This window comes from Conyzicola sp. (assembly GCF_057073975.1).
Genome location: NZ_JBXMIS010000134.1, coordinates 1 through 13,044, shown reverse-complemented (window position 1 = coordinate 13,044; position 13,044 = coordinate 1). Strand labels below are relative to the sequence as shown.

13 protein-coding genes and 1 tRNA gene are annotated in these 13,044 nt (G+C 68.0%); 4 read left to right on the top strand and 10 right to left on the bottom strand.

From position 1 onward, the window contains the following. The coding region (locus AC14A7_RS11995; protein WP_484009347.1) for a CASTOR/POLLUX-related putative ion channel at positions 1-1,733 on the bottom strand (1,733 nt) is incomplete at its 3' end. A gap of 167 nt (positions 1,734-1,900) precedes the next feature. Between AC14A7_RS11995 and AC14A7_RS11990 the strand changes: the two genes are divergently transcribed. Further along, positions 1,901-3,028: a DUF2510 domain-containing protein gene (locus tag AC14A7_RS11990; protein ID WP_484009345.1), complete on the top strand. Its 1,128-nt coding sequence runs from the start codon at positions 1,901-1,903 to the stop codon at positions 3,026-3,028. A gap of 123 nt (positions 3,029-3,151) precedes the next feature. Next, a tRNA-Gly gene (locus tag AC14A7_RS11985) sits at positions 3,152-3,225 on the top strand. A 34-nt stretch (positions 3,226-3,259) separates the two neighbouring features. Here the strand turns inward: AC14A7_RS11985 and AC14A7_RS11980 are convergent. The 3 genes from AC14A7_RS11980 to AC14A7_RS11970 all read right to left on the bottom strand — a co-directional run bounded on the left by AC14A7_RS11980 (position 3,260) and on the right by AC14A7_RS11970 (position 5,837). Beyond that, a complete protein-coding gene (locus tag AC14A7_RS11980) occupies positions 3,260-3,763 on the bottom strand; it encodes a hypothetical protein (RefSeq protein WP_484009343.1) in 504 nt (167 codons plus the stop codon). Between the two features lie 106 nt (positions 3,764-3,869). Continuing rightward, entirely contained in the window at positions 3,870-4,523 is a 654-nt protein-coding gene (locus AC14A7_RS11975) for a response regulator transcription factor (RefSeq protein ID WP_484009341.1), read from the bottom strand. Positions 4,524-4,532: 9 nt separating this feature from the next. Then, on the bottom strand, positions 4,533-5,837 hold the full coding sequence (locus tag AC14A7_RS11970) for a sensor histidine kinase (RefSeq protein WP_484009339.1): 1,305 nt from the start codon (positions 5,835-5,837) through the stop codon (positions 4,533-4,535). A 196-nt stretch (positions 5,838-6,033) separates the two neighbouring features. Here AC14A7_RS11970 and AC14A7_RS11965 point away from each other — a divergent pair, with 196 nt between their 5' ends. Beyond that, on the top strand, positions 6,034-6,519 hold the full coding sequence (locus tag AC14A7_RS11965) for a Dps family protein (protein WP_484009337.1): 486 nt from the start codon (positions 6,034-6,036) through the stop codon (positions 6,517-6,519). Between the two features lie 13 nt (positions 6,520-6,532). Here AC14A7_RS11965 and AC14A7_RS11960 read toward each other — a convergent pair whose 3' ends face one another. The 6 genes from AC14A7_RS11960 to AC14A7_RS11935 are packed head-to-tail and all read right to left on the bottom strand — an operon-like array spanning position 6,533 to position 11,428. Further along, positions 6,533-7,129, bottom strand: a complete 597-nt coding sequence (locus AC14A7_RS11960; protein ID WP_484009335.1) for a gamma carbonic anhydrase family protein — start codon at positions 7,127-7,129, stop codon at positions 6,533-6,535. After that, entirely contained in the window at positions 7,126-7,914 is a 789-nt protein-coding gene (locus AC14A7_RS11955) for an MBL fold metallo-hydrolase (protein ID WP_484009333.1), read from the bottom strand. The genes AC14A7_RS11960 and AC14A7_RS11955 overlap by 4 nt, the downstream gene beginning before the upstream one ends. Continuing rightward, entirely contained in the window at positions 7,911-9,347 is a 1,437-nt protein-coding gene (locus tag AC14A7_RS11950; protein WP_484009331.1) for an amidohydrolase, read from the bottom strand. Before AC14A7_RS11950 ends, AC14A7_RS11955 begins: the two co-directional genes overlap by 4 nt. Further along, positions 9,334-9,948, bottom strand: coding sequence for an FMN-binding negative transcriptional regulator (locus AC14A7_RS11945; RefSeq protein ID WP_484009329.1), 615 nt, complete (start codon positions 9,946-9,948; stop codon positions 9,334-9,336). Before AC14A7_RS11945 ends, AC14A7_RS11950 begins: the two co-directional genes overlap by 14 nt. 3 nt (positions 9,949-9,951) lie before the next feature. Next, the gene (locus tag AC14A7_RS11940) at positions 9,952-10,932 is read right to left on the bottom strand and encodes an Fpg/Nei family DNA glycosylase (protein ID WP_484009327.1); all 981 of its coding nucleotides are present in this window, start codon (positions 10,930-10,932) and stop codon (positions 9,952-9,954) included. A 10-nt stretch (positions 10,933-10,942) separates the two neighbouring features. Next, entirely contained in the window at positions 10,943-11,428 is a 486-nt protein-coding gene (locus AC14A7_RS11935) for a ribose-5-phosphate isomerase (RefSeq protein WP_484009325.1), read from the bottom strand. Positions 11,429-11,508: 80 nt separating this feature from the next. On the opposite strand from AC14A7_RS11935, the gene pepN reads away from it, so the two are divergent. Beyond that, a partial coding sequence (gene pepN / locus AC14A7_RS11930) for an aminopeptidase N (protein ID WP_484009323.1) occupies positions 11,509-13,044 on the top strand: 1,536 nt, incomplete at its 3' end.

The window sequence follows — 13,044 nt, the reverse complement described above, 5'->3', positions numbered from 1 at the left end:
GCCGCCGACTCGAGAACGGTGTAGAAGTTCATGGCCGCGCCCGGGGTGACGTAGAGCTCCGCCGGGCGCAGGTAGATCTCACTGCCCGAGCTGGAGAAGAGCGTGTCGAAGACCTCGGTGAGACGCTTGTTCTCGCTCACCTGAGAGAGCATGAGGCTGATCAGCTTGTCGCTGACGATGAAGTCGTCGGCCTTGGTGACCTCGGCGAGCTCGCGGTTGCGGTCGTCGAGCATCTCGCTGACGATGTTGAGGTCGATACCGGCCTTCTCCTCGATGTCGCGGAGGTGCAGCAGGGTGATGAGCGTCTTGGTGTCGGCCTGCTGCGTGGTCAGGTCCTCGCGATAGGCGAGCACGATGACGTGGTCGAAGGTCGCGACGTCGAGTGCCTCGAGTTGTGCTCGGCTGGTCGTGTCGCCGCGGGTGAACGCGATGGCCAGGTTCTCGTAGGCGCCGAATTCCGGCTGGGCGTGATCGGCGAGCACCGTGACACTCGAGCCGGCTGGCACGTACTCGTTGAGCTCGCGGAGCATGACCTCGAGGCTCGAGTTGTAGCCGAGCACGAGCGTGCGCTCCGGGGCGTGGTCGTTCGGCGTGGCAGAGCTGATCGCCGACTCGTCGGCGGCACCGATGGTCGATGCGAGACGGATGGCGCTGTCGTCCTCCGCGATCACGATGAGCTGGTCACCGGCACCGAGCACGGTGTCGGCCGGAGGGTTGATGTGCACGGAGCCACCGGAGACGATGCCGAGCACGCTCGAGTCGACGAAGGCGAACTGCGTCTCGAAGTAGGTCTTGCCGGTGAGGGTCGGCTGCTCGGTGAAGTAGATCTCGTCGCCCTCGAAGGTGAGCAGCTCTGAGTAGACGACGCTGAGGCCGCTCTGGCGGCAGCTCTGCACGGTGATGCGGCTGATCAGGTCGCTCGTGAGCACCCAGTGCACCTCGTCGCGACCGACGAGGGTCGCAGCCTCGAGGTACTCCGGGGCGTTCAGCTCTGCGACGACGTGGTACTTGCCGTCCTTGCGGTGCGGGTTGTTGGTGATGGCCAGGGCCGTCTTGACGACGATGGAGTCGGGGTCGGTGTCGTTCTCCGGAGCGAGCAGGATGATGCTGCGCGCCGTGTGCGGGCTCGCCAGCTCAAGGTCGGTGAGGTCCATCGGGTCGCCGGATCGCACGATCACCTTCGTCTTGCCCGACTTGCCGATGCGGGCGGCGATTTCGTCCTCCATCTCGACCTTGTCGCGGTCGGCGAGGATCACGATGGCCGAGCGCCCCTCCGACTCGTTGGCGAGCATGATCTCTGCGATGACCGGGAACACCTTCGAGCTCCAGCCGAGGATGACCGTGTGCTCCTTCTCCAGCACGGTGGAGCGGCCCTTGCGCAGCTCCTCCACCTTGCCGTCGAAGGCATTGGAGACGACACCGATAAGGCTCGCCACGACGATGAGACCGCCGATGGTGACGATGAGCATGGCCGCGCGGAAGCCGGGGCCGACGTCGCCGCCCATGGTTCCCGGGTCGAGGGTGCGCATGAGGCTCGCCCACAGTCCCTCGCCGAAGCTCATGCTCGGGTCGTCATCCGGCTTGGTGAACGGAAGGATGGCGACGAGGGTGCCCATCACGAGAACGAACACGAAGGTGACGACTCCGAGGAGCCCAACGAGGGCGATGACGCCCCTCGACATCACGTTGTCGAACCAGTAGCGGAATCGATCCGACAGGGTGATCTTCTTCAATGGGTCCTCCGTGGGCCGTGGTGTCGACACGTCATACTATTGCCCCGCTGAGTGCCGCAGACAGCGCCGAGTACCCCTCAATCGGGGTCTCGTTGTTGCTGGGAACAATTGGATACGCTCAAACCCGGAAGCGCGATTGGCATCAATCAACCGGGGGGAGGCGCTCTATGGACACGGCTACAACGAGACCCGCTGCAGGCTGGTACACCGATCCGGCCAACTCGTCGAACGAGCGTTGGTGGGGCGGCATCGACTGGACCGATCACACTCGACCCGGTGCGGCATTCGCCCCTAACCCACCGACGGCCCAGCTCGCTATTCCCTCTGCCCACGCCGCACACGCCGCGCCGTCGCAGCACGTCGCCGAGTCGCCTCTCGTCGGCAGCACCCCCCCGGCTTCGGCGCCCGCCGTCACCGCGGCGCCTGCATTCACCGCCGCGCCGACGTTCTCGGTCACGACCCCAGAACCAGCACCGTCGTACTCCACGGCCCCGGCGCCCGCGTACGCCGCCGCTCCTGCTCCTGCTCCTGCTCCCGCTCCCACCTACGCTGCCGCGCCCGCCCCGGTCCCTACCTACGCTGCGGCACCCGCTCCCGCTCTCACTGCGCCGCCGGCGCCCGCATTCACCCCGCCGCCGGCGCCCGCATTCACCCCGCCTCCGGCACCTGCCGCCATCGCAGCGCCGCAGCCTCCAGCCGCAGCGCCTCTGGCTCCGCCCGCCGGAAGCGCCCTTGTCATCACCCCAGCCGCGACTGGCACCGCGCCTATCCCGCCAGCATCGGGCGGCGTCGCCGCGATGACACCAGAGGCGGCCGCAGCCGCCGCGGCCGCCGTCGTGACCATCCCGCAGTACGCTTCGCAGCTGCCGGAGGTGTCTAACCCATTGTTCGGCGCGCTGTCTGCTGGCTGGGTGGCTCAGCCCTCCGGCGAGGCCACACCCGCTGTATCTGCCGGCAGCGGATTCGACTTCAACTCCATGTTCGACTCGAGCACAATGCCAGCCATCGCCACGCCGAGCGGTCCAGTGGAGACGCCGAAGAACGGCAAGGCGATTGCCGGATTCATTCTGAGCTTCCTTGGCATCTCGCTGTTCGGACTCATCTTCAGCATCCTCGGGCTTCGCCGGGCGCGCGAGTTCGAGTCGATGGACCTCAAGCCGGCTGGCCGCGTGCTCGCCCGCTGGGGCGTGGCACTCGCCGTCATCAGCATGGTGCTATCGATCGGTGTCGGCGTGCTCTACGCGACGATGTGGTCGACGATCGAGCCGATCTTGGCTTCGTACCTGCCGCTCTAGACCCGACGCACTGCACCCACCCGCGAAAACTCCCTGCCGAGTTCGGGTACAGTATTCGACGGAGCCACTCCTTCGGGAGCACGCACGAAACTCGAAGATCCAGCGATTCGTCGCTGAATATTCGGGGCTGTAGCTTAGTGGTAAAGCCTCTGTCTTCCAAACAGATGATGCGAGTTCGATTCTCGTCAGCCCCTCCACCTGGTTTTTCCCGCGGCTGCCGCCCCAGAGCTGTTAGCAGCTGTTGCCGACCGAAGCACCGCAGACCTCGATGGAGTCCGGGCCCTCCTGCCCCGCCGCGTCGACTGCGCGCACTCGGTAGTAGCCAACCGTGGTCTCCGAGTCGACGAACGGCACCACCTCGAACTGGGTGACCTCCTGGCGCGTTACCGTGCCGATCCTCGCCATGGGCCCTCCCGGAGTGGATGTCCTCAGCACGATGTACGAGACCACGTCCTGCTCCGGGTTCTGGGTCCAGCGCAGGAGCACCTCGCCGCTTCCGCCTCCCATCGTCGCGGTGAGCCCGGTGACCGCGCTCGGTGGCGGGTCCAGTGGCGGCGGCGGGGTCTCGGTCGGGGCGGGCGAGCTGCTAGATGACGGCGACGCAGACGGCGAGGCACTCGCAGAGGGGCTGGACGAGGCACTCGGCGTCGGTTGAGGAGAGGGCGCACTCGTGCACCCCGTGAGCGCAGAGCCGACCACCAGCACCGCGAGGAGGAGGCGCAGTCGAGGAGTCATCTCCCGAGGCTGCGCGCCGGGGTTCGCCGCGCCCAGGGCCGAAGGTCCCCGCGAGATGAACTGGGAGGCGAGAGACGCTGGGCGGCCGCGGTCAGCACACGCTCGGTCAGCGCTGCAGCCACGCGAGCACCGCGAGCACCCGGCGGTGGTCGGTGCCCGAGTCGTCGAGTCCCAGCTTCTGGAAGATCGCCGTCACGTTCTTCTCCACTGCCCCGGTGCCGATGAACAGCGCCTCGGCGATGCCTGCGTTGGTGCGCCCCTCTGCCATGAGTGCGAGCACCTCGTGCTCCCGCGGCGTCAGGGTCGAGAGTGGGTCGACCCGACGGCCGAGCAGCTGGGAGACGACCTCTGGGTCGAGCACGGTGCCTCCGGCCGCAATTCGGCCGACGGCATCCTCGAGCTCGGCAAGGGAGGCGACGCGGTCTTTCAGCAGGTAGCCGATGCCGCCCGTGCCGCCAGAGAGCAGCTCGCGGGCGTAGGCAACCTCGACATACTGCGACAGCAGCAGGATGCCGAGCTGGGGCTTGATCGCGCGCGCCGCGATCGCCGCACGCACCCCTTCATCCTTGAACGACGGGGGCATCCTGACGTCGAGCACGACGAGTCCGACATCGAGGTCTGGCAGGGCGGCGAGCAGGGCGTCGCCGTCGGCGAAGGAGCCGACGACCTCACACCCGGCCTCGACGAGAACCCGCACCAGCCCCTCGCGGAGCAGCACGGAGTCGTCGGCAACAGCAACACGCACGGAGCTAGCAAGCACCCGCCCAGCCTAGGGCTGGACGCTGCCCGTGGTCGCGGACGACACCGGAAGGTGCGCAGACACGATCGTCGGCCCACCGGGAGGGCTCTGCACCTGAAGAGAGCCGCCGAGTCCGCGCATGCGCTCCTCGAGGCCCGCCAGTCCGTGCCCTGGGGTCGCGACAGCGCCGCCAGCCCCGTTGTCGGTGACGATAACGTCGAGCCAGGTCGTGTCGGCATCCAGTCGCTGGTGCAGTCGCACCTCGACGTCGCTCGCACCGGCGTGCTTTGCCGCGTTGGCGAGGGCCTCGCTCGCGACGAAGTAGGCGTTGCGCTCGATCTCGAGCGGCAGTGAGGCGTCGCCGAGCTCGCTCACGACACGGGTCGGCACGGTGCTGCGGGTGGCTGCCGACTCGAGGGCGGCCACCAGGCCGCGGTCGAGCAGCATGGGAGGAGCGAAGCCACGGCTGAGTGCCCGCAGCTCCTCTAGCGCCTCCTTCGACTGCGTCATCGCCTCGGCGATGAGCGTGCGGGCCTTGTCGGGGTCGGCGTCGAGCTGGCGCTCGGCTGCGGCGAGGTCCATCTGCAGGCGCACGAGACGCTGCTGCGGACCGTCATGGATGTCGCGCTCGAGGCGGCGAAGCGAGTGCCCCTCGGCAGAGATCGCGGCCCCGCGCGCCTCGGCGAGGTCACCGACCTGGGCCCGCAGCGCGTCGGAGGCGAAAGCACCGAGCAGCAGCTTGGACTGGTAGTAGTGCACGAGGGTGAGTCCGCGGGTGAGCAGTGGGAGGCTCGCGAGGGCGAGCAGTCCGGCGATGATGGAGAACGCGATCCTCGGCCCGTCGGCGATCGGCTCGACCCGCTCGGCCCAGATGGGGAACGTGGCACCGCCGAGGATGAGGGCAACCCAGGTGACCGTGAGGCTCCAGCTGATGAGAGTCACGAGAAAGTTGGTGACGCTCGTGTAGAGCACGTAGAGCCAGTAGTGGCCGTTGCCGAACATCGAGCGCAGCCAGCTCCAGAAGCCTGGCTCACGCTGCTGCCACAGCGGCTCCTCGATGCGCGGCATGCCGGCGAACTCGAGGCGACGCAGTTCGAGCCATCCCATTCCTCGCCCGACGTACATGGCTCCGACGATGCAGATCACACCGAGGATGAAGGTGAAGATCGACCCGACGCCCGTCCAGAACAGCGTCTGGGTCACGACGAATGCCGCGAGGGCGATGGGAAACCCGAGGAGGAGGAAGAGCAGCTCGCGCGGCACTCCACGCCAGAGCTGCCAGTAGAGGGCCGGCTCCTGCTGTGTCGCGGGGATCGCTGTGTCGGTGGTTGTCATGTCTGCCTGTTCTCATAGTGCCAGTGGTCTGTCTGTACCAAGCAAAGCGATCCGCGCGCGTTCGCGGCATCCCGCGGGCTCCCCAACCGCTGCGGGGGTTAGCCCACCCGACAACCCACGTAAGCGTTGCCTCAGCTTGCTTGCGGAATACATCCAGCCGCGTAGCGTTGGGTCACACGTAGATAGGAGTCGTCACATGACTGACATCAAGGTCGTTCCCCAGAGCTCAATGGATGCCGATACCGTTGCCGGCGTCGCCCAGTTCCTCGGCCCGGTCGTCGTCGACCTCACCGCCCTCGGTGTCGACGGCAAGCAGGCCCACTGGCACGTTCGCGGAGCCAACTTCCAGGCCGTGCACGAACTGCTCGACACCATCGTCGACCACGCCCACGAGTATGCCGACACCGCCGCGGAGCGCGTCGTGGCCCTTGGCCTTCCGCTCGATGTGCGCATCCAGACGGTCGGCGCCAAGGCCACCACCCCCGTCTTCGACGCGGGCTTCCAGCAGTCCGACGCCGTGATCGCGCAGATCATCGCCTCGATCGACGCCACGCTGGTGAGCGTGCGCACCGCGGTCGACGAGCTCGCAGAGCTCGACCCGGCGTCGCAGGATGTCGCCATCGAGATCGCGCGCGGCCTCGAGAAGGATCGCTGGTTCCTCTTCGCGCACATCTCCAGCTAGCAGGCGCTGCGCGCTAGAGCACCTCGTCGTCGAGGTGCATCGACAGCGACCTCGACCAGCGCTCGGTGATCTCGACCATCGCGGTGGGCGAGCTGCGGTCGACGCCGAACACGTAGCCGGGAAAGTCCTGCTCGGCCTGCAGCGGCCAGAGCTCATCGTGCTGCGCTGGCGAGAAGACCTGCGCAGGATTGCCGACGGCGATCCATCCGATCGGCACCATCGAGCCTGCCGGCAGAACGCTGCGCAGGTGCACGGTGCCGTTGATGCGCACCTCGCTCTGGGTGCCGATCACCGCGCCGTTGAACACGCTGGAGCCGGTGGCGAGAAACACCTCGTCGTGGATGTCTGCGCCCGCGACATAGCTGCGCGGCCCGACGATGCAGTTGTCGCCGATCGTGAGGCTGTCGCGAGCGGTGCTGCGCAGCACCGCGTTCTCCATGACCACGACGTTCTCGCCGATCGTGATTGTTCCTCCCTCCGCGGTGAGAACGGCGCCGAACAGGATGCGGCTGCCAGCCCCGATGCGCACGTCGCCGCTGAGCACGGCCGTCGGTGCGACGTACGCCGTCGGATCGACGTGCGGCTCGTGATCGCGGTGCCGAATCCTCATGCTGTCGTTGCCTCCCCCAGCTCCAGCCACCGTGTTCGCTCCAGCAGCCCCGCGGCGTCGAGCGCCTCGTGCAGCCGCTGCTGCGGCTCGAAGTGCGACCAGCCGCTGCGGTGGATCGGCACGACCACCCCGGGCTCCAGCAGCTGCAGCAGCTCGACGACCTGGTCGGCATCCATCGTGAACAGCGCGGAGCCGAGCACCGGTGAGGCGGCGAAGTGCACCCCGCCGGCGTGCACAACGGCGACGTCGATGCCGCGGTGGGCGGTGGCCCATGCGCGAAGAGCGGGAGTGAGCACCGTGTCGCCGCTGATCCACACCGTTGGCTCCCCCGGTGCCTCGAGCAGGAACCCGCAGACCTGACCAGCCTGCGGGGTCAGTCGCGGTCCGTGCTGCGCCGGTGTCGCGGTGATGGTCACCGCGCCGATCGTCGTCGAGCGCCCAGCGCGAAGGCCACGCACGTCGTCGCGCACCCGCGAGAGGCGCACAGCCGCTCTCGGGTTGGTGACGACGGGTGCCGCCGTGCCGGACACAACGAAGTCGCGCCCCGCGTCGTCGAGGTTGTCTGCGTGGTGGTCGTGGCTGATGAGCACGCCGTCGATCACGCCGAGCTCGCCCGACTGCAACGGAACCTCGTAGTCGCGGGTCGACGAGAACCACGCTTTCGGCGTGGCGGGCGGCCCGAAGCCGTAGCTGCGCCCGTTGGGGTCGAACACGGGGTCGGTGAGCAGTCGGATGCCTGCATAGTCGAGGAGCACGCTCGCGGTGCCAAGCCAGGTGAGCTTCAATTCGAGTCCTTCGGATCTATCGCCGAATAGCTAAAGCGCCCCGCGACAAGCGTCCCAGCGACAGGCATCGAGCGCAACTGTTCGTGATCGACGCCGCGGGGGTCGAGCTCGGTGATCACGAGGTCGGCGGGCTGGCCGATGGCAACCGTGGTACGCGTGGATGCCGCGATCGCGTCACCCACATCCAGTCGCTGCTGCGCAATCCACGGGTCGCGACCGTCGCGCGCACGCCCGACCGCGGCCGCCATCGTGACCCACGGGTCGAGCGGCGCGACCGGCGCATCGGAGCCGAAGGCGAGCGTTGCCCCCGCGTCGAGGAACCTCTTCCACGCGTAGGCGCGGTCGATCCAGCCGGCCCAGTAGCGGTCGGCGACGTCGCGGTCGTCCATGGCGTGCTCCGGCTGAACGCTCGCCACGACGCCGAGGGCGGCGAATCGGGCGAAGTCTGCCTCGGCGACCAGCTGCGCGTGCTCGATGCGGCCCCCGCAGCCGACCGCCTCGAAGGCGTCGAGGGCGACGGTGTTGGCCGCATCGCCGATGGCGTGCACGCTCGACACGATTCCAGCGCGGTGTGCCCGGCCGACAAGGTCGACGAGCTCTGCCGGCTCGACCTCGAGCAGGCCGCGCTGCCCCGGCTGGCCCGGGTAGTCGGCAGCGCAGTACGCCGTGCGGGTGTTGAGCGAGCCGTCGGTGAGGATCTTGAACCGGCCGACCGACAGCAGCGGGGTGATCTGCTGACCCGTGTGCAGCCCGAGGCCGATCGCGCGGTCGAGGTGCTGCCGGTAGACGCCGAACTCGACGCGCTGGGTGTCGAAACCGGCGGCCATGCGGCGCGTCCAGGTGTCGAGGTTCCAGCCCATCTCGAGGTCGACCACGCCGACGACGCCGCGAGCCGCCGCCGCGAGCCCCGCGGCACGCACCCAGCCGTCGAGCACGTCGTCGGGAATCTCTCCGACTCGCCGGGTCACCTCGAACGCCGGCTCCTCGCGCAGCAGGCCCGTCTCGTTGCCCGCGTGCCCGTAGAGCGACAGGGCAGCGGAGTTGAGCCAGGCAGCGTGCAGGTCGGCGCTGATGATGACGACCGGATGCCCGCCAGAGACCGCATCGAGGTCGGCCAGGTTCGGGGCGTCGGCCCACATCCCGTCGCGGAAGCCCTGCGCCACGAAGGTCACCGCGCGCGGAGCCGAGGCAAGCGCCTCCCCCACGAGTGCCGCGACCTCGCGGGCCGAGGCCGCCGCCGACACGTCGAGCCGGTTGGCGGTGAGCGCCCACTGGCTGAGGTGCACGTGCTCGTCCCAGAGACCCGGCATGACGAAGCGGCCGTCGAGGTCGAGGCCCTCGCCGCGCAGACCGGGCGCGATCTCGGTGATGACGCCGTCATCCAGTCGGATGTCGACGACGGCCCCGTCGACTCGTGCGTTACGAAGCAGCACTGCGTCTCATCTCTGCCGCGAGCTCTGCCGAGGCATAGGGCCCCTCGCCTTCGAGGGCGGCGACGATGCGCTCGAGCACCTCCGGCGACTTGTTCTGGCTGAGCTTGAGGCGGGCGTCGAAGCGGGTGACGCGAAGGCGGACGCCAACGGTGCCCTTGGCGATGCGGCGGCTCGCGTTCTCATCGAGCATGATCGTCACCGGCTGCGGCATGCGCTGCTCGAAGTGGTCGACGAGCTGGTCGAGCACCGTGAAGTTCTCCTCGTCGCTGAGAATCTCTGGCGTGCCGTAGAGGTGGGCGGTGACGTGGTTCCAGGTGGGAACGAGCTCGTCGTTCTCGTACCAGCCGGGAGAGATGTAGCCGTGCGGCCCCTGGATGGTGACGAGCACCTCGTGCTGGCCAAGCTCGTGCAGCTGCTCATCGGGCCGCCCGACGTGGCTGACGATGCTGATGTGGTCGAGGCCCTCCTCGAGCACCACGGGATAGTGCGAGGCGACGAGCCCGTTCGCCGTGTTCGAGACGATCGTCGCCCACGGGTTCTCGCGAATGAGGCGCTTGACCTCCGTCTCGTCAGTGAGCAGGTAGGTAGGGGTGTGCCGCATCCATCAAGCTTGGCACGAGGGGCAGTAGTAGAGCTTGCGGCCGGCGGCCATCTCCATCACGATCGGGGTGCCGCACACCCGGCAGGGCTTGCCGGTGCGGTGGTAGACCCAGTGGCGGTCGTCGCGGCTCGCGAGCGCCGCCTGGTACTGCTGCTTCGTCAGCCCGTCCATCGTCATCATCTGGCCGAGCCGCACGCCGGTGGTGAGCAGTTTCGTCCAGTCGCGGTAGAGGGCGCGCACGGTCTCCTCTGGCACATCGCGGCCAGGCGTGTGCGGGTCGAGGCGGGCGCGAAACAGCATCTCTGCACGGTAGACGTTGCCGATGCCGGCGATGACGGACTGGTCCATGAGCAGCAGGCCGATCGGGGTCGAGGTCTTGGCCACGGCATCCACGAACCGCTGCTCGCCCTTCTTCGGCGGGTCGACGAGAGGGTCGGGGCCGAGCTTGGCCATCACGGCGTTCACCTCTGCCGCGTCGAGCACCTCGCACTTCGTCGGCCCGCGAAGGTCGGCGACGGTCGCATCGGTGAGCAGGCGCACGCGCACGGCGCCGATCGGCTCTGGCGGGAAGGTCGCGATGGGTGCCTCTGGCGTCTCGCTCTCCGACATGCGCAGGCGGGTGCGGCGCGGTGCTCCGATCGACGAGTTGGATGCCTCGGCGTCGTCAGAGAGCGCCTCGAAGGTGCCTCGCTGGTTGGTCTGACCGATGCGGCCGTTCGCCGAGGCGATGGTGGCGTCGACGGTCACGTCGCCCGCGAAGTCCCACGCGCCGTAGAGCCCGAGGTGCACCCGCAGCCAGAGCCCGTGATCGAACTCGAGGAACATCTGCTTGCCCACCGCGAGCGCCTGCACCATCTCGTGGCCGGTCAGCTGGGCCGCACCCGCGGCGAACCGACCCTGCGGGCTCGTGATCTCTGCCGTCTTGCCGACGAAGTGCAGCCGAAACTGCCGGGCGATGCGGTGAACGGAGTGGCCCTCTGGCACGGGCTGCGCCCTAGTCGATCTGGCGGTCGGTGATCGCGCCGGTCGTCTCGTACTCCGCGAGCTGCGCGATGCGGCGCACGTGGCGCTCATCGCCAGAGAACGGCGTGGCGATGAAGGTGTCGACGAAGCTCGTGACCTCGTCGAAGCTGTGCTGGCGGGCGCCGATCGCGATGACGTTGGCGTCGTTGTGCTCGCGGCCGAGCACCGCCGTCGCGAGGCTCCACACCAGGGCGGCGCGGGCGCCAGACACCTTGTTGGCGGCGATCGCCTCGCCGTTGCCGGAGCCGCCGAAGACGATGCCGAGTGCCTCGATGCCGGCGAGCTGGTCGACGACGACCGCGCGGGCGGCATTGATGCAGAACGACGGGTAGTCGTCGAGCGGGTCGTACTCGGTGGGGCCGTGGTCGATGACCTCATGGCCGTTGGCGGTCAGGTGCTGCTGCAGGTCAGTGCTGAACTCGAGTCCGGCGTGATCCGTGGCGATGTGGATGCGCATCCCTCTATTGTGGCCGCTCGCGCGGCTAGGGTTGTTCCTGCTGTCACGAGCAGCGATCCATCGACGTACAGGAGACCAGCGTGCCCGGAGAGAACCTCACCCGCATCGAAGCCCAGCAGCGCAAGGCTCTCGTCGATGTTCAGAGCTACGAGATCGCCCTCGACCTCACGACGGGCGACACGACATTCCGCTCCAGCACCGTCGTGCGGTTCACCGCAGCGGATGGCGCGTCGACCTTCATCGACGCGATCACATCCACGGTTCATTCTGTGACGCTCAACGGCACGGTTCTCGAGAACGCGGCCGACGGCGCCCGCATCCAGCTCGACGGGCTCGCCGCAGAGAACGTGCTCGAGGTCGTCGCCGACATGGAGTACACCAACTCCGGCGAGGGCCTGCACCGCTTCGTCGACCCGGTCGACGGCGAGGTCTACCTCTACACGCAGTTCGAGGTGCCAGACTCCCGCCGCGTGTTCGCGGTATTCGAGCAGCCAGACCTCAAGGCGACGTTCCAGTTCACGGTGACCGCGCCATCCGCGTGGGAGGTCGTGAGCAACGAGCCGACGCCGGCTCCGTCAGTCACCGGCGAGGCCGCGACGTGGGTCTTCGCGCCGACCCCGATCCTCTCCAGCTACGTCACCGCGCTCGTCGCCGGCCCCTACGCTGTCGTGCGCTCCGAGCTCACCACCCGCGGCGGCCGCACGGTGCCACTCGGCATCTTCAGCCGCAAGTCGCTCAGCCAGTACCTCGACGCCGACTACATCTTCGAGAAGACCCGCCAGGGCTTCGCCTACTTCGAGGAGAAGTTCGACTACGACTACCCCTTCACCAAGTACGACCAGCTGTTCGTTCCTGAGTTCAACGCGGGCGCCATGGAGAACGCGGGCGCCGTGACGTTCACAGAGACCTACGTCTTCAGAAGCAAGGTGACCGACGCCATCAAGGAGCGTCGCGTCGTCACGATCCTGCACGAGCTCGCCCACATGTGGTTCGGCGACCTCGTCACCATGAAGTGGTGGAACGACCTCTGGCTCAATGAGAGCTTCGCCGAGTGGGCCTCGACCATCGCGACCGCCGAGGCCACCGAGTGGCACGAGGCGTGGACCACCTTCCAGGCGATGGAGAAGAGCTGGGCCTACCGCCAGGACCAGCTGCCGTCGACCCACCCGGTCGTGGCCACCATCAACGACCTCGAGGACGTCCAGGTCAACTTCGACGGGATCACCTACGCCAAGGGTGGGTCGGTGCTCAAGCAGCTGGTCGCCTGGGTGGGGCTCGAGCAGTTTATGGCCGGCGTCGCCGCCTACTTCCAGAAGCACCAGTACGGCAACACCGAGCTCACCGACCTCCTCGCCGAGCTCGAGAAGACGTCCGGTCGCGAGCTGACGAGCTGGAGCAAGCTGTGGCTCGAGAACGCGGGTGTCAACACGCTGCGCCCGGCCATCGAGACCGATGCGGATGGCACGATCACCTCGTTCGCGGTGCTGCAGGAGGCAGCGCCCGACTACCCCACCATCCGGCCGCACCGCCTGGCGATCGGGTTCTACAACCTCCGCGGCGGCAAGCTGCTGCGCGACCACCGCGTGGAGATCGGCGTGGATGGTGTGAGCACCGAG